We start from the raw sequence: 16,119 nt of genomic DNA on the forward strand, positions 1-16,119 counted from the left end.
GCGCTCAGCCCGCTGCTGTTCGGGTCGGCCCCAGCGCGCGGTGCAGCGCCAAGCCGACTGCCGCACCGGCCAACTGCGCCAGCACGAAGCCGGGCACGCTGGCCGGCGCAATGCCGGCAAAGCTGTCGCTGAACATGCGCCCAAACGCGGCGGCCGGATTGGCGAACGAGGTCGAGGCGGTGAACCAGTAGGCGGCGCCGATCCACGCGGCCACCAGCGTGGCTGCCCGCTGCGGCGTCGCACGTAGCACCACCAGCAGCAGGCCCGCGCTGGCCACACCCTCGGCCAGCCATTGGCCCGGACCGTCGCGCAGCTTGGTCGAGAACTGCAGGATCGGCAGATCGAACATTGCGTGCGCGAGCCAGGCGCCGGCGGCCGCACCCAGCAGTTGCGCGCCGACGTAGGGCAGGGCGCGGCCGCGTGGCAGCGCACCGCGCGCTGCCTGCACCAGCGTGACGGCGGGGTTGAAGTGGGCGCCGCTGACCGGCCCCAGCAACTCGATCAGCACCATCAGCCCGAGCACCGTGGCCAGCGTGTTGGCCAGCAGCGCGACGGCGTCGTTGCCGCTGGCCAGGCGCTCGGCCATCACGCCCGAGCCGATCACGATTGCCAGCAGCGCCATGGTGCCCAGCGCCTCGGCGCCGACCGCCCGCAGCGCCTGGAGGTCGGCGCGGGCGGCATGCATGGCCTTCACGCCGTGGTGGTCGTGTCGGGCGCCGTCATGCCGCGCACCCGGGTCTGCAGCGCGAGCCGGTCGAGCGACGTCAGCGGCAGGTTAACGAGCAGTTCGAGTCGCTGCCGGATCGCGATCAGCGTGCGGCGGAAGGCCTCCAGCCGTTCCTCTTCGCTGCCCTCGGTGGCCGAGGGATCGGCATAGCCCCAGTGCGCGGTGGCCGGCTGGCCTGGCCAGTAGGGGCAGGTCTCACCGGCGGCGTTGTCGCAGACCGTGATCACGAGATCCATCTGTGGCGCGTCGGCGGCGCCGAACACGTCCCAGGTCTTGCTGCTCAGCCCGTCGGTGGCGATGCGGGCCTCTTCGAGCGCGCGCAGCGCCAGCGGGTTGGGTGCGCTGCGCGGCTGGCTGCCGGCCGAGAAGGCGCGAAAGCGGCCGCGGCCGATGTGGTTGAGGCAGGCCTCGGCCAGGATGCTGCGGGCCGAGTTGTGCGTGCACAGGAACAGCACGTTGAGCGGGCGGTCGTTGGAGTTCATGGTTGGCGAAGGCAGGAACGGGGCAGGGATCGCGCGCGGGATCAGCAGCAGTTGCCGCCGCCGGCGCGTACCGGAATCGACACCGGCTTGCCGCGCTCGGCCGCGGCCGGCGCGCAACTCGCCCCGGCCTCGCGAAACACCGGGATGCTGTCGAGCGTGTGGTAGTGCTCCCAGGCCAGGCCCTGCGGGTCGGTCAGCCAGTGCTTCTCGCTGCGCGCGTAGCAGCAGGTGGTCTCGCCCTCGTCGAGCAGCGCCAGGTCGGCGCTGCGGGCCTGCGCCTGAAGGTGCGCGAGATCCTCGCTGCTGTCGACCTGGATGCCGAGGTGGTCGATGCCGGGCTGGCTGCCACGCGTCGAGATCGCAAAGTTGAGCGGCGGGTCCTCGAGCATCCATTTCGCATAGTCGGCCTCGACGCGGGCCGGCCCGGTGCCGAACATCGCGCTGTAGAAGGCGAGGTTGCGCGGCAGGTCATCGACATGAAGGTGAACGTGGAAGCGTCGCATCGCAGGCTCCGTCTTGTGGTTGGAAGGATCGGGTGTCGTTCAGCAGGCGCAGCGGCTGTCGGCATCGGCCAGTTCGCAGCTCGCGCCCTCGCAGCAATGGGCCGTCAGGTAGCCCAGCAGCGCGTTCATCTGGCCGAAGCCGGCGCGGTAGATCAGGAAGCGGCCGTCGCGCTCGGCCTGCGCAAGGCCGGCGCCGACCAGTTCCTTCAGGTGGAAGGAGAGGGTGGTCGCCGGCATCTCGAGCCGCTCGGCCAGCACGCCCGGGTTGAGCCCGGTCGGACCGGCGACGACCAGCTCGCGAAAGGCACGCAGGCGGGCCGGCTGGGCCAGCGCCGCGAGGGCGCGCACCACGGCGTCTTCGGTGATCTGTGAATCCATACTTCCAGTATGGTGGAAATATAAAAGTCTTGCAAGACCGATGACCGATCCGCGCCGACCTGGCGCTCAGCCGAGCAGTCGTCCGTCGGCCGTGAGCATCGTCTGGCTGACAAAGCTGCTACCGCGCCGGGCCTCGTTGGCGAAGCTGACCTGGAAGCCACCGACGTCGGCGCCCGGACGGCGCTGGAAGGCGGCCAGCAACTCGGCGCGCGACGGCGGCGCGGCGTCGAAGCGGCCGACCACCTGCGCCGCGTAGCGCCCGGCCAGGTAGCCGGCCAGGCTCAGGTGCGAGGGCGCTTCCTCGTAGAGTTCCTTGAGCAACGCGCGGTAGCTGCGCACGGCCGGGTGGACCGAGGTCTGCGGGTTCGGCACCACCTGGGTCAGGATCAGCGGCACGCTGCGCGCCGGGCTGAGCTGCATCAGCGTCGGCAGGTCGACGTCGGCCAGGCTGACGACGTAGCGCTGGCGGCCGGCGCTGGCGATGCCCTGGGTCAGGCGCGCCAGCTCGGGTGAGCCGCCGAGGAAGAGCATGACCACCGGCGAGTCGCCCGCGATCTTCGCGCCCCAGGCGGCGAAGTCGGCCCCGGCCGGAGCCACGAAGCTGCGCGTGCGCAGCTTCAGGCGCGTGCCCAGCAACTCGACGCCGGGCGCCAGTGCCTGCCGCTCGCGGGCGCTCGAGTAGACGACGCCGATGTCGAGCACGCCCATCGAGCCCAGGTCCTGCATCGCGCGGCGCAGCTGGTCTTCGCGCGAGGCAAACAGCGGCAGCACGGCCGGGTCGTCCTCGGCACGCGTGTCCGAGGCCCAGGGTCCGACCTGGGCGATCGCCACGCCATCGCGTCGCAGGGCGGCCGCGCTCTCGAGCGCGAGCCGCTCGCCGGCGGTGCCGATCAGCATCGCGATCGAGCCATCCTCGCGCAGACGCTGGACCGCGGCGTCGAGCGAGGGCTTGGAGCCATCGCACTCGATGCTGATCAGTTGCCAGGGACGGCCGCCGCGATTGAGCTCGGCGACGGCAATGCGAAGGCCGGTCGAGTAGTCGCGCGAGAGCTCCTGCTGCTCGGTCGAAACGTCGAGCAGCTGCGCCACGCGCAGCGGCCGGCTGGTGCGCGGCTGGGCCTGGGCCGGGCTGGACGCGGCGGCGCCGAGGAGGCCGGCACCGAGCGGCAGGCCGCCCAGACCTGCCAGCCAGTCGCGTCGGCGCAGGCCGCCACGCGGGCGGTTCTCTAGTTCTTGGTTCATGGATTCCTCAACGACGGACGGGGCACGCTCACCGTCCGGTGGCGTGCCCTCGATATTCATTCTTGAACGGACCGGCGCCGGCGCGGCGCACGGCCGTGGCGGATAACCTACTTCTTCGGCGGCATCAGCACGCGGTCGACCTCATGCACCACGCCGTTGCTGGCCCGGATGTCGGCCTTCTCGACCACCGCGTCCTCGACGGTCACCATCGTGCCCGCCTTCGACACGGCGATGTTGGCGCCCTGCGCCGTCTTCACGTTGCCGGGCTTGACGTCGGCGGCCATCACGGTGCCGGGCACGACGTGGAACAGCAGCACGCCCTTGAGCGCCTCAGGATCCTTGCCGAGCGACTCCAGGGTCTTGGCCGGAACCGCCTTGAAGGCGGCGTTGGTCGGCGCGAAGACCGTGTAGGGGCCGGTGCCCTTGAGCGTGTCGGTCAGGCCGGCCTGCTTGATGAGGCCGTCGAGGGTGGACAGCTCGGGCGTCGTCGCGGCGACGTCGGCGATGGTCTTGGGCGCCGGGGTCGAGGCGCAGCCGGCCAGGGCGAGGAGGGTGGCGCAGGCGATCAGCCAGGTGCTCTTGTTCATGATGTGCAATGACTCCAATCGGGTGGGGTTGCCGGGTCGCCGCGCCGGCTCGGCATGGCGACTCTTGACCGCCGGGAGCTTAGGAAGCTGTCGTGACGCTTCGGTGACGGTTTCGTGAATCGGCTGTCACGCGTGGCGTGCGTGTGGCAGAGCCCGGTGGCGCCGGCGATTCATGTCATAGAGCCGTCACAAGCGGGCACCAGAATCCGCCCATCCAAGCTTCAGCTACCCGGAGACCGTTCATGAGTCTTTCCCTGATCCGCTCGACCTTCGTTGCCACCGGGCTCGGCCTCGCGCTGAGCGCAGCCGCCCTGGCGCAGGACGTGACCGGCGCCGGTGCGACCTTCCCGGCGCCGATCTACGCCAAGTGGGCCGACGCCTACAACAAGGCGACCGGCGCGCGCATCAACTACCAGTCGGTCGGTTCCGGCGCGGGCATCCGCCAGATCAAGGGCAAGACGGTCGACTTCGGCGCCACTGACATGCCGCTCAAGGACGACGAACTGGCCAAGGACGGCATGATCCAGTTCCCGACCGTGATCGGCGGCGTGGTGCCGGTGGTCAACATCAAGGGCATCACGCCGGGCCAGATCAAGATGACCGGCGAGGTGCTGGGCGACATCTACCTCGGCAAGATCACCAAGTGGAACGACCCGGCGCTGACGGCGCTGAACCCGGGCGTGCCGCTGCCCGATGCACCGATCGCCGTGGTGCGCCGCGCCGACGGCTCGGGCACAACCTTCATCTTCACCAACTACCTCTCGAAGGTGAACCCGGAGTGGAAGGCCAAGGCGGGTGAGGGCACCGCGGTCAACTGGCCGACCGGCGCCGGCGGCAAGGGCAACGAGGGCGTCTCGGCCTTCGTTACGCGCCTGCCCAACTCGATCGGCTATGTCGAGTACGCCTACGCCAAGCAGAACAAGATGTCGCACGTGCTGCTGAAGAACAAGGAAGGCGGCTTCGTTGCGCCGAGTGACAGTGCCTTCAAGGCAGCGGCCGCGGGTGCGGACTGGAACAAGAGCTTCTACCAAATCCTGACCGAGCAGCCGGGCAAGGAGAGCTGGCCGATCTCGGGCGCGACCTACATCCTGATGTACAAGCAGCAGGAGAAGCCGGCCAGCGCGGCGAGCACGTTGAAGTTCTTCGACTGGGCCTACGGCCAGGGCGACAAGATGGCCGATGACCTCGACTACGTGCCGTTGCCGGCCAACGTCAAGGATCTGGTGCGCAAGCAGTGGGCCGACAACCTCAAGGACCCGGCGGGCAAGACGATTGCCTACAAGTAAGCCGGCTGCGCTTCGAGCTTCTGTAGCCGCGGTGCCCGCTAGCGGGCACCGGTCGATCTTCGGGTGACGCCGCGCGTCGCCCCGCACCGCGAAGGAGGAGGCGCCATGGCCGCTACACTGCCCGCGACCCCCAACGAGCACAAGAAAATCATGGAACGGTCTGCGCCCCAGGGCCGTCCGCCACAGCGGCGCATGGTCGCGCCCTGGGCCGATGCGGTCTTCTCCGCGCTGGCACATGGTGCGGCGCTCGTGACGCTGGCGATGCTGGCCGGCATCATCGGCTCGCTGCTCATCGGCGCCTGGCCGGCGATCAAGGAATTCGGGCTGCCCTTCCTCTGGACCACCACCTGGGACCCGGTCGAAGAGAAGTTCGGCGGCCTGGTGATGATCTACGGCACGCTGGCCACCTCGATCATCGCCCTGCTGATCGCGGTGCCGGTCAGCTTCGGCATCGCGCTGTTCCTCACCGAGATGTCGCCCGCGTGGCTCAAGCGGCCGCTCGGCACGGCGATCGAACTGCTCGCCGCGGTGCCGTCGATCGTCTATGGCATGTGGGGCCTGCTCGCCTTCGGGCCGGTGCTGGCCACCTACGTGCAGCAGCCGCTGCAGGCCGCGTTCGGCGACACACCGGTGCTCGGCACGCTGTTCTCGGGTCCGCCGGTGGGCATCGGCATCCTGTCGGCCGGCATCATCCTGGCGATCATGATCATCCCGTTCATTGCCGCGGTGATGCGCGACGTGTTCGACGTGACGCCGCCCCTGCTCAAGGAGTCGGCCTACGGCCTGGGCTCGACGACCTGGGAGGTGGTGTCCAAGGTCGTGCTGCCCTATACCAAGAGCGGCGTCATCGGCGGCATCATGCTCGGCCTCGGCCGCGCGCTCGGCGAGACGATGGCGGTGACCTTCGTCATCGGCAACTTCAACCAGCTCGACTCGCTGAGCCTGTTCCAGGCCGCCAACAGCATCACCTCGGCGCTGGCCAACGAGTTCGCCGAGGCGCAGGAAGGCCTGCACCAGGCCTCGCTGCTCTACCTGGGCCTGGTGCTGTTCTTCATCACCTTCGTCGTGCTCTCGCTGTCGAAGCTGATGCTGATGCAGCTTCGCAAGAACGAGGGGACGCGGTCATGAGCCCCGCACGGCCGCCCGAAGGGGCTCATTCCCCCCTGGGGGGACGGTGCGCAGCGCCAAGGGGGTACCAATGAGCATCGTCATGAGCAAGCCGCGCGACGCTGAGCACGAATCGAAGCTGGCCAAGCATCGCAGCCGCAAGCGCATCAACGTGATCGCGCTGACGCTGTCGATGGCGGCGATGGCCTTCGGCCTGTTCTGGCTGGGCTGGATCCTGTTCGACACGATCCGGCTCGGCATCGGCGGACTGGAGTGGCAGATCTTCACCGAGATGACCCCGCCGCCGCAGGCCGAGACCGGTGGGCTGGCCAACGCGATCGCGGGCTCGCTGCTGATGGTGGGACTGGCCACGCTGATCGGCACGCCGGTCGGCATCATGTCCGGCGTCTACCTCGGCGAGTACGGCCAGAAGGGCTGGCTCGGCGAGCTGACCCGCTTCATCAACGACATCCTGCTGTCGGCGCCGTCGATCGTGATCGGCCTGTTCATCTATGCGGTGGTGGTGTCGCGCTTCAAGAGCTTCTCGGGCTGGGCCGGCATCCTGGCGCTGACGCTGATCGTGATCCCGGTCGTGGTCCGCACCACCGAGGACATGCTGCGCCTGATTCCCAACGCGCTGCGCGAGGCGGCCTACGCGCTGGGCACGCCGAAGTGGAAGGTGATCCTGTCGGTCACGCTCAAGGCAGCGCGCGCCGGCGTGATCACCGGCGTGCTGCTGGCGCTGGCGCGCATCTCCGGCGAGACCGCGCCGCTGCTGTTCACCGCGCTGAGCAACCAGTTCTGGACCTCCGACCTGAGCGCGCCGATGGCGAGCCTGCCGGTGACGATCTTCAAGTTCGCGATGAGCCCCTACGAGAACTGGCAGAAGCTGGCCTGGGCCGGCGTCTTCCTGATCACGATGGGCGTGCTGGCGCTGAACATCCTGGCGCGGGTCTTCCTGCGCAACAAGCATTGAACCCAAGGCTCCGACCATGGACACCAAAGTCGAACTGCCCGTGACCGAGAAGTCCAAGCTCTCGGTGCGCAACCTGAACTTCTACTACGGGCATTTCCACGCCCTGAAGAACATCAATCTCGAGATCGCCGAGCGCAAGGTCACGGCCTTCATCGGCCCATCCGGTTGCGGCAAGAGCACGCTGCTGCGCTGCTTCAACCGCATGTTCGAGCTCTACCCCGAGCAGCGCGCCGAGGGCCAGATCCTGCTCGACGGCGACAACATCCTGCAGAGCAAGGAAGACGTCTCGCTGATCCGCGCCAAGATCGGCATGGTGTTCCAGAAGCCGACGCCGTTCCCGATGTCGATCTACGACAACATCGCCTTCGGTGTGAAGCTCTTCGAGAACCTGCCGCGCGTCGAGATGGACGAGCGCGTCGAGTGGGCGCTGAAGAAGGCGGCGCTGTGGAACGAGGTCAAGGACAAGCTGCAGCAGAGCGGCTCGGGTCTGTCGGGCGGCCAGCAGCAGCGGCTGTGCATCGCGCGCGGCATCGCGATCAAGCCCGAGGTGCTGTTGCTCGACGAGCCCTGCTCGGCGCTCGACCCGATCTCGACCGGCAAGATCGAGGAGTTGATCCACGAACTCAAGAACGACTACACGGTGTTGATCGTCACCCACAACATGCAGCAGGCGGCACGCTGCTCGGACTACACGGCCTACATGTACCTCGGCGACCTGATCGAGTTCGGGCCGACTTCGGAACTCTTCATGAAGCCGAAGAAGAAGGACACCGAGGACTACATCACCGGCCGCTTCGGCTGAACGTTGGGGAGAGAACGACATGACCGACAAGCATCTTTCGACCCAGTTCGACGCCGAACTGGCCGGCATCTCGACCCGCGTGCTCGAGATGGGCGGGCTGGTCGAGGCCCAGGTGGCGCAGGCGGTCTACGCGCTGGCCAATTTCAGCAGCGAGACCGCGGCCCAGGTGCTGGTGCAGGAGAACCGGGTCAACCAGATGGAGATCGAGATCGACCGCGATCTCTCGACCATCATTGCCCGCCGCCAGCCCACCGCGCGCGACCTGCGGCTGCTGATCGCGGTCAGCAAGACCATCGGCAACCTCGAGCGGGTCGGCGACGAGGCAGCGCGCATCGCGCGCACCGTGCAGCGCCTGATCAACACCGGCGTCTCGAGCCGGCTGCTGAAGCCGGTGGCCGACCTCAGCTACGAATGCAGCCTGGCCACCGCCTCGCTGCGCAAGGCGCTCGATGCCTTTGCCCGGCTCGACACCGAGAAGGCGGTCGAAGTCATCAAGGACGACAACCAGATCGACCAGGAGTTCGACGGCCTGATGCGCAAGCTGATCACCTACATGATGGAAGACCCGCGCACCATCGGCGCGGCGATCGACCTGGTGTTCGTGGCCAAGGCGATCGAGCGCGTCGGCGACCACGCCAAGAACCTGGCCGAACAGATCATCTACATCGTCAAGGGAACCGACGTCCGCCACAACCCGGTGGAGACGATCGAGTCTCTGGCCAAGTGAGGCGGAGCACTGAATGAGTCTAGTTCTGGTGGTTGAAGACGAGTCGGCGATCGCCGAGCTGATCTCGCTGAACCTGCGTCATGCGGGCTACGAGGTGACGCTGGCGGCCAGCGCCGACCAGGCCCAGAGCGAGGTCGATCGCGTGCTGCCCGATCTGGTGATCCTCGACTGGATGCTGCCCGGCGCCAGCGGCCTGCAACTGGCACGGCGCTGGCGCGGCGAGACGCGCACGCGCGAGCTGCCGATCATCATGCTGACCGCGCGTGCCGACGAGGGCGACAAGATCCACGGCCTCGATGCCGGCGCCGACGACTACCTGACCAAGCCCTTCTCGACCCAGGAGCTGATGGCGCGCATCCGCGCCGTGCTGCGCCGGCGCGCGCCGGAGGCGCTCGACAGCGCGGTCGAACTCGGGCCGCTGAAGATCGACCCGGCCACGCGCCGCGTCAGCCGCGGCGAGCAGGACATCAAGGTCGGGCCGACCGAGTTCCGCCTGCTGCATTTCTTCATGACCCACCCGGAGCGGGTGCACAGCCGGGCCCAGCTGCTCGACCGGGTCTGGGGCGACCATGTGTTCATCGAGGAACGCACGGTCGACGTCCACGTCAAGCGGCTGCGCGAGGCGCTGAGCCCCTCGGGCTGCAGCTCGATGATCGAGACCGTGCGCGGCGCCGGCTACCGGCTGACGCAGCAGGCCGGCGCGCTGCAGGCTTGAGCGAGCTTCGCGCGCCGCGGCCCGCGGCGCGCGACGGCCAGCGCAGGAACCTCGGACAATGACCGGCATGGAATGGCTGCTGCCACGGATCGTCGCCGGGCTGGTTGCGCTGGCCGTGGGCGCGGCGCTCGGCTATGCGCTCGGCAGCCCGGCCCACGCGCCGATGCTGAGCATGCTGCTCGGCGCCGCGCTGGCGGTGGCGCTGCTGGCGATCATCGACACGCTGCGCGGCGTGCGGTTGCTGGCCTGGCTGCGCGGCTCGCAGCAGACGCTGGCGCCGCGCGACCCGGGCTTCTGGGGTGAGATCGCCTACCTGATCGAGCGCTCGCTGAAGGCGCGCGAGCAGCGCGCGAGCCAGGAGAAGACGCGGCTGGCGCAGTTCCTCGCCGCGATCGAGGCCTCGCCCAACGGCGTGCTGCTGCTCGATGGCGGCGAGCAGATCGAGTGGTGCAACTCGGTCGCCGCCGATCACTTCGGCCTCGACCCGCAGCGCGACCGCCTGCAGCGCGTGACCAACCTGGTACGGGCGCCGGCCTTCGTCGCCTACCTGCAGGGCGGGCGCTTCGAGGAGTCGGTGCAGTTCACCGGCCCGCGCGGCGACCTCTCGCTGTCGGTGCTGGTGCGGCCCTACGGCGAGGGCCAGCTGCTGGTGCTGTCGCAGGACATCACCGAGCGCGAGCGCGCCGACGGGATGCGACGCGACTTCGTCGCCAACGTCTCGCACGAGATCCGCACGCCGCTGACGGTGCTGGCCGGCTTCATCGAGACCATGAGCAACCTGCCGCTGACCGAGGTCGAGCGCAAGCGCGTGCTCGGCCTGATGACGCAGCAGACGCAGCGCATGCAAAGCCTCGTGGCGGACCTGCTGACGCTGGCCCATCTCGAGGGCAGCCCGCGACCGCCGGCCGACCGCTGGGTCTCGGTCGCCAAGCTGCTCGGGCAGGTCGGCAGCGACGCGCGGGCCCTGTCGAAGGGGCGTCACCAGATCGAGGTCGACAGCGTCGACGATGCGCTGCAGATCGCGGGCGCCGAGAGCGAACTGCTCAGCGCGCTGGCCAATCTCGTCAACAACGCGGTGCGCTACACGCCCGAGGGCGGCCGCATCGAGATCGGCTGGCGCCTGGCCGCTGAAGGTGCGGGCGAGTTCACGGTGCGCGACAACGGCGTCGGCATCGGGCGCGAGCACCTGCCGCGCCTGACCGAGCGCTTCTACCGCGTCGACGGCAGCCGCTCGCGCGACACCGGCGGCACCGGCCTCGGGCTGTCGATCGTCAAGCATGTGGCGCAGCGCCATGGCGGCCTGCTCGAGATCGCCAGCGAGCCGGGCAAGGGCTCGACCTTCCGCATCCTGTTCCCGGCGCCGCGGGTGCGCTTCCTCGAGCCGGCGCCCGATCCGCGCCGGCTGCCGAACGCGGTCGAGGCCGCGATGCCGCCGGCGGCCTGAGCCGGCCTCAGTCGCGCGCGCGGCGCGACACCCGCTGCAGCAGCGGCACCAGCACCGCGCAGACGGCGGCCAGCGCGACGATGTTCATGAACCAGAACGCGCCCGGCCCCGACAGCATCGCGGGCCAGCCGGGCGGCGGGTTGGCCGCCAGCCAGCGTCCGCCGCCGATGCCGATGCCCCAGAGCCCGAGCGCGTAGGCGATCGCCGGCAGCACAGCGACGCGATAGGCGCGCAGCGCGAAGGAGACCACGCACTGGGTCGCGTCGAGCAGTTGCATCGCGGCCACCAGTAGCAGCAGCGGCGCGGCCAGCGCGAGCACCGCGGCGTCGCGGCTGTAGAGCGACGCTACCGATTCGCGTCCGAAGCCGAGCACCAGGCCAAGCAGCAGCGCGCAGCACAGTGCCAGCGCCAGCCCCTGCACGCAGATGCGCCGCGCCAGCCCGGCGTTGGCGGCGCCGAGCGCCTGCGCGGCCAGCGCCCCGGTGGCGATGCCGATCGACAGCGGCAGCATGTAGATCACGCTGCCGAGGCTGACCGCGATCTGGTGCGCGGCCAGTGCGGTGGTGCCCTGGCGTGCGATGAAGATCGCCATCAGCGTGAAGCCGGTGACCTCGAAGAACACGCTGGCGCCGGCCGGTATGCCCAGCCGCAACAGCTCGCGCAGCGTCGGGCCGTGCGGTCGCGACCAGGGACTGAACAGCTGCAGCGAGCGGTACGCGGCGTGGCGCGCGAGCATCAGGCCGCCGGTGGCGACCAGCGCGAGCTGGATCAGCAGCGTGGCCACCGCGCAGCCAACGACACCGAGTGCCGGGACGCCGAGCCCGCCGCCGATCAGCCAGGCGTTGAGCGCGACCTTGAGCAGCAGCGCGCCGAGCTGCAGCGCGGTGACGAACCAGGGTCGCGAGAGCCCGAGGTTGAAAGAGCTGTAGACCCGGAACAGCAGCGCCGGCCACAGCGCCCAGGCCAGCCAGCCGAGGTAGGCGCGGGCGCGCTCGAGCACTGCCGGCTCGGCCTGGGTCAGGTCGAGCAGAGGTTGCGGCCACTGCAGCAGCGCAAAGCCCAGCAGCGCCAGCATCAGCGCCAGCCAGACGCCCTGCTGGAAACTGCGCCGCACGCCGTCCTGGTCGCGCGCGCCGTGGTGGTGGCCGACGATCGGGATCAGGGCCTGCACCACGCCGGTGACGCCGATGTAGACGCTGACGTAGACCGCGGCGCCGATCGAGAGCGCGGCCAGGTCGACGCTGTCGTGGCGCCCGACCATCACCGCGTCGGCGACCGCGAAACCGATGACCGCGAGCTGGCCGACCAGGATCGAGGCCGCGTGGCGCGCGATCGCGAGCGCCGGGCGGCGCGCCGCCGGCAACGCCGCCACTTCGGCTGTCGCGCTCACGACGCGGCGGCGCCGCGACGGAACACGTGCACGCGGTCTTCGCGATCGGTGGGGCGACGCTCGCTGGCGATCCGCGTCCACCCCTTGCGCTCGGTGGCGCCCGGCTCGCGCGGCGAGCGCTCGATCACCATGTACGGGCACTGTTCGGGGTTGGCCGGATCGGCGACCACATGCCAGCCGCCCTGGGTCTCGAGCGAGGCGATCAATGCCCGGTCGGCGCCAGGCGCAGCCACACATCCGCCGGCCGGCACATGGGTCGCGATGCGCTCGATCAGCGCCCGGTTGCTGCGCGCGTAGTCGATCAGCGGCAGCATCAGCGTCATGACCAGCAGCCAGACCAGCGAGACGCCACCGGCTGGCAGCACCAGACTCTTCCACAGCGGATGGCGATGGCGCCCGGTGCGCCAGCGCACGAGCAGCGCCCAAGCCAGGGTGGCGGCCAGCGCGGGCAGCAGCGCCAGCCAGTCGCGCTCCAGCACGAAGCCCGGCGCCAGCTTCATCACGTTGGCGGCCGGCTTGGCCGGCACGCCGGTGCGCAGCGAGAGATAGAACACCCAGACGCCGAGTGCGGCCAGGCTGAAGAAGAACACCGAGAACCAGTCGATCGCCGCCGACAGGCTGCGCTGCAGCGTCGGCAGCGCGAAGGCGGCCAGCACCGCCATCGGCGGCAGTGCGAGTAGCAGCGCGCGGTCGGAGCCGCCGAGCGCGAGGCTGGCGACCATCGGCACCAGCGCGCCCAGCGTCGGGATCGAGATGTGGCGATGGAAGCGGTGGGCGCGCCAGCGCCACAGCGTCCAGCCGGCCAGCGCCCAGGCCGGCCAGGCGAACCACAGCAACAGCTGCAGTGGCTGCCACAGGCCGCGCGGCGCCTCCAGGCGCCAGGCCCACTGCCCGAGCAGCGAGGCGAGCGCGGCTGCCAGTAGCGCCGCGCCGAACAGCCAGGGCGCAAAGGCGCGGGCCTGGGCGTAGCGCGAACGCAGGCAGATCAGCAGGCCGGCCGCGGCTAGCGCCAGCGCGATGACCGGTGCTCCGCTCATCGCCATCACCGGCAGGGCGACGATCACGGCCAGGCGCGCGGCCCGGGCCCGCCAGGGCGCCGCGGCCATGGCGTAGAGGAACAGCGCGCCGCCGAACAACTGGGTCAGCTCTGGCGTGGTCTCGTGGCCCAGTTGCAGCAGGCCGAGCGTGGCCAGTAGGGCGAGCAAGGCGCCGTCGGCGATCGCGCGTGCGTAGTCGACCGGCTTGGCCTCGCCACCGAAGGCGAAGGCCACCGGCTGCGCGGCCTCGGTACGGGCCAGGTGGAAGGCCGCGTACCAGGTGCAGATCAGCACCCCGACCAGCAACAGCGCAAACGGCAGCCGGGCCGCCAGCGGCGCGCCGAGCCAGCCACCGAAGAGGTGGATCGATGCCGCGCCGAGCGCCGAGGGCAGCAGCGCGCCATCGGCCGGCAGGCCGCCGAGCGAAGGCGCCCACCAGGCGCTGGCGCCGCGCGCGATGCTCGCCATGTAGCCGAAGGCGGTGACATCGGCGCTGCGCCAGGGGTCGCGCCCGAACAGTCCCGGCAGCACGTAGGCCGCGCACAGCAGCAGCAGCGGGATGCGCGGCAGGCGTTCCGCGGCGCGTTGTGGAACGAGGGCGGGAGTGGGGGTGTTCAAGGGAGGCAGCAGCGGATCAGCAGGGGCCGTCGGGCGATGCCGGAGCCGTCCCGCATCTTGCCCAAAGTCGGCCGGTGCCACACCGGGGCTTGCGAGGGGCGGGCAACAAAAAAGGCAGCCGAGGCTGCCTTCCTGCATCGAGCGGGTGCTCTTACTTCTTGGTGCCGACGCCCAGGCCCGCGAACTTGTTGCGGAACTTCTCGACGCGACCGCCGAGGTTGTCCACGCTCTTCTGCGTGCCGGTGTAGAACGGGTGCGACTCGCTCGAGGTCTCGAGCTTGAACAGCGGCAGTTCGCGGCCGTCGTCCATCTTGATGGTCTCGCGCGAGTTCAGGACCGAGCGGGTGACGAACTTGAAGCCGTTGCTCAGGTCGACGAAGCAGACGTCGCGATAGTTGGGGTGAATGCCGTCTTTCATGGGGGTCCTCGCTGGGAGCTGTTCCGGGAGCCACGCCACCCTGCGTGGCGCACTTTCCGGGAGTGCGGGAAAGCCTGCAATTATAGCCTGAAACGAAGAAGCCCCCCTGATGCCTGGCAACAAGGGGCTCCGGGGGGCAGCGCCGCGGCACCGGCCGGCCACCGACTCAACCGCCTCTTCGCATCATGTCGAAGAAGTCGAGGTTGGTCTTGGTGGCCTTCATCTTGTCGAGGATGAACTCCATCGCCTCGATCTCGTCCATCGGATAGAGCAGCTTGCGCAGGATCCAGGTCTTTTGCAGGATCTCGGGCTGCAGCAGCAGCTCTTCGCGCCGGGTGCCCGACTTGTTGATCAGGATCGAGGGGTAGACGCGCTTCTCGGCCATGCGGCGGTCCAGATGGATCTCGCAGTTGCCGGTGCCCTTGAATTCCTCGTAGATCACCTCGTCCATGCGCGAACCGGTGTCGACCAGCGCGGTGCCGATGATGGTCAGCGAGCCGCCTTCCTCGATGTTGCGCGCGGCGCCGAAGAAGCGCTTGGGGCGCTGCAGCGCGTTGGCGTCGACGCCGCCGGTCAGCACCTTGCCCGAGCTCGGCAGCACGTTGTTGTAGGCGCGGGCCAGGCGGGTGATCGAGTCGAGCAGGATCACGACGTCCTTCTTGAGCTCGACTAGGCGCTTGGCGCGCTCGATCACCATCTCGGCGACCTGCACGTGGCGCGCGGCCGGCTCGTCGAAGGTCGAGCTGATGACCTCGCCGCGCACGGTGCGCTGCATCTCGGTCACTTCCTCGGGCCGCTCGTCGACCAGCAGCACGATCAGGTGCGCGTCGGGGTGGTTGGCGACGATCGCGTGCGCGAGCTGCTGCATCATCACCGTCTTGCCGCTCTTGGGCGGCGAGACCAGCAGCGCGCGCTGGCCTTTGCCGATCGGCGCGATGAGGTCGATGATGCGGCTGGAGATGTTCTCCTCGCTCTTCTTGACCGAGTCACGCTCGAGCTTGAACTGCTCCTTGGGGAACAAGGGCGTCAAGTTCTCGAACATGATCTTCTGCTTGTTCTCCTCGGGCGTGATGCCGTTGACGACATCGACCTTGACGAGAGCGAAGTAGCGTTCGCCGTCCTTGGGCACCCGCACCTCGCCCTCGATCATGTCGCCGGTGTGCAGGTTGAAGCGGCGGATCTGGCTCGGCGACAGGTAGATGTCGTCCGTGCTGGCGAGGAAGCTGCTGTCGAGCGAGCGCAGGAAGCCGAAGCCGTCAGGCAGCACTTCGAGCACGCCGTCGCCGAAGACCTGCTCGCCCAGCTTGGCGCGCTTCTTCATGATCGCGAACATCAGCTCCTGCTTGCGCAGGCGACTGGCGTTCTCGATCTCGAGCTCTTCGGCCATCTTGACCAGCTCGGCGATGTGGAGGACTTTGAGTTCGGATAGATGCATGGACGCACCTTCATTCAGACGTGGCAGCCGCGCGGCGGCGCCACCGGGGGCGATCGGGACCAGCGGCCAGGCGGCGCGCTCGTTCCGACGCAAGAGCGGCACTTGCGGCCGTTGGTACGGCGGCCTCGTGCCGGAGGGGTCGTTCTTTGGGGTAGGGGCCGAATCCGCGCGCTCTGGGCAGCGCGGAGGGCTTTGACGCGTGGGACTCGGGCAAGCAGCTTGTGTCTGCCGCCCGGTGTCCGTTA

17 protein-coding genes are annotated in these 16,119 nt (G+C 69.3%); 7 read left to right on the top strand and 10 right to left on the bottom strand.

Going from position 1 to position 16,119, the window contains the following annotated elements; all coding sequences use genetic code 11:
* Window positions 1-4 precede the first annotated feature (4 nt).
* From EV670_RS12195 to EV670_RS12220, 6 genes are all read right to left on the bottom strand, one after another.
* Entirely contained in the window at window positions 5-685 is a 681-nt protein-coding gene (locus EV670_RS12195; RefSeq protein ID WP_130432424.1) for an aquaporin, read from the bottom strand.
* 5 nt (window positions 686-690) lie between these two features.
* Window positions 691-1,209 carry an arsenate reductase ArsC gene (locus tag EV670_RS12200; protein WP_130432426.1) on the bottom strand — a complete coding sequence of 173 codons (519 nt, stop codon included), beginning with the start codon at window positions 1,207-1,209 and terminating at the stop codon, window positions 691-693.
* Between the two features lie 41 nt (window positions 1,210-1,250).
* Complete coding sequence (locus EV670_RS12205) at window positions 1,251-1,712, bottom strand: ArsI/CadI family heavy metal resistance metalloenzyme (protein ID WP_130432428.1); 462 nt, start codon at window positions 1,710-1,712, stop codon at window positions 1,251-1,253.
* Between the two features lie 39 nt (window positions 1,713-1,751).
* Window positions 1,752-2,090 carry an ArsR/SmtB family transcription factor gene (locus EV670_RS12210; protein WP_130432430.1) on the bottom strand — a complete coding sequence of 113 codons (339 nt, stop codon included), beginning with the start codon at window positions 2,088-2,090 and terminating at the stop codon, window positions 1,752-1,754.
* Between the two features lie 66 nt (window positions 2,091-2,156).
* The gene (locus EV670_RS12215) at window positions 2,157-3,332 is read right to left on the bottom strand and encodes an ABC transporter substrate-binding protein (protein ID WP_165393310.1); all 1,176 of its coding nucleotides are present in this window, start codon (window positions 3,330-3,332) and stop codon (window positions 2,157-2,159) included.
* Window positions 3,333-3,439: 107 nt separating this feature from the next.
* On the bottom strand, window positions 3,440-3,919 hold the full coding sequence (locus EV670_RS12220) for a fasciclin domain-containing protein (RefSeq protein WP_130432434.1): 480 nt from the start codon (window positions 3,917-3,919) through the stop codon (window positions 3,440-3,442).
* Window positions 3,920-4,161: 242 nt separating this feature from the next.
* Here EV670_RS12220 and pstS point away from each other — a divergent pair, with 242 nt between their 5' ends.
* The 7 genes from pstS to phoR all read left to right on the top strand — a co-directional run bounded on the left by pstS (window position 4,162) and on the right by phoR (window position 10,976).
* A complete protein-coding gene (pstS, locus tag EV670_RS12225; RefSeq protein WP_130432436.1) occupies window positions 4,162-5,205 on the top strand; it encodes a phosphate ABC transporter substrate-binding protein PstS in 1,044 nt (347 codons plus the stop codon).
* 105 nt (window positions 5,206-5,310) lie between these two features.
* Window positions 5,311-6,333 carry a phosphate ABC transporter permease PstC gene (pstC, locus tag EV670_RS12230; protein ID WP_130432438.1) on the top strand — a complete coding sequence of 341 codons (1,023 nt, stop codon included), beginning with the start codon at window positions 5,311-5,313 and terminating at the stop codon, window positions 6,331-6,333.
* Between the two features lie 82 nt (window positions 6,334-6,415).
* On the top strand, window positions 6,416-7,288 hold the full coding sequence (gene pstA, locus EV670_RS12235; RefSeq protein ID WP_130432843.1) for a phosphate ABC transporter permease PstA: 873 nt from the start codon (window positions 6,416-6,418) through the stop codon (window positions 7,286-7,288).
* A gap of 16 nt (window positions 7,289-7,304) precedes the next feature.
* On the top strand, window positions 7,305-8,090 hold the full coding sequence (gene pstB / locus EV670_RS12240) for a phosphate ABC transporter ATP-binding protein PstB (protein WP_130432440.1): 786 nt from the start codon (window positions 7,305-7,307) through the stop codon (window positions 8,088-8,090).
* 19 nt (window positions 8,091-8,109) lie between these two features.
* A complete protein-coding gene (gene phoU / locus EV670_RS12245; protein WP_130432442.1) occupies window positions 8,110-8,817 on the top strand; it encodes a phosphate signaling complex protein PhoU in 708 nt (235 codons plus the stop codon).
* Window positions 8,818-8,830: 13 nt separating this feature from the next.
* Complete coding sequence (phoB, locus tag EV670_RS12250; RefSeq protein ID WP_130432444.1) at window positions 8,831-9,532, top strand: phosphate regulon transcriptional regulator PhoB; 702 nt, start codon at window positions 8,831-8,833, stop codon at window positions 9,530-9,532.
* Window positions 9,533-9,599: 67 nt separating this feature from the next.
* On the top strand, window positions 9,600-10,976 hold the full coding sequence (gene phoR / locus EV670_RS12255; protein ID WP_130432446.1) for a phosphate regulon sensor histidine kinase PhoR: 1,377 nt from the start codon (window positions 9,600-9,602) through the stop codon (window positions 10,974-10,976).
* Between the two features lie 7 nt (window positions 10,977-10,983).
* On the opposite strand, the gene EV670_RS12260 is transcribed toward phoR, so the two are convergent.
* The 4 genes from EV670_RS12260 to rho all read right to left on the bottom strand — a co-directional run bounded on the left by EV670_RS12260 (window position 10,984) and on the right by rho (window position 15,874).
* Window positions 10,984-12,366 (bottom strand): MATE family efflux transporter, encoded by a 1,383-nt coding sequence (locus EV670_RS12260; RefSeq protein ID WP_242616937.1) that lies wholly within the window; start codon window positions 12,364-12,366, stop codon window positions 10,984-10,986.
* Window positions 12,363-14,021, bottom strand: coding sequence for a hypothetical protein (locus EV670_RS12265; protein ID WP_130432448.1), 1,659 nt, complete (start codon window positions 14,019-14,021; stop codon window positions 12,363-12,365). The genes EV670_RS12260 and EV670_RS12265 overlap by 4 nt, the downstream gene beginning before the upstream one ends.
* Before the next feature lie 151 nt (window positions 14,022-14,172).
* Entirely contained in the window at window positions 14,173-14,439 is a 267-nt protein-coding gene (locus tag EV670_RS12270; RefSeq protein WP_130432450.1) for a type B 50S ribosomal protein L31, read from the bottom strand.
* 166 nt (window positions 14,440-14,605) lie between these two features.
* Window positions 14,606-15,874, bottom strand: a complete 1,269-nt coding sequence (gene rho, locus EV670_RS12275; RefSeq protein ID WP_130432452.1) for a transcription termination factor Rho — start codon at window positions 15,872-15,874, stop codon at window positions 14,606-14,608.
* Between the last annotated feature and the right edge of the window lie 245 nt (window positions 15,875-16,119).

Origin of the sequence: Rivibacter subsaxonicus (assembly GCF_004217215.1) — a bacterium.
GTDB classification, from domain to species: Bacteria; Pseudomonadota; Gammaproteobacteria; order Burkholderiales; family Burkholderiaceae_C; genus Rivibacter; species Rivibacter subsaxonicus.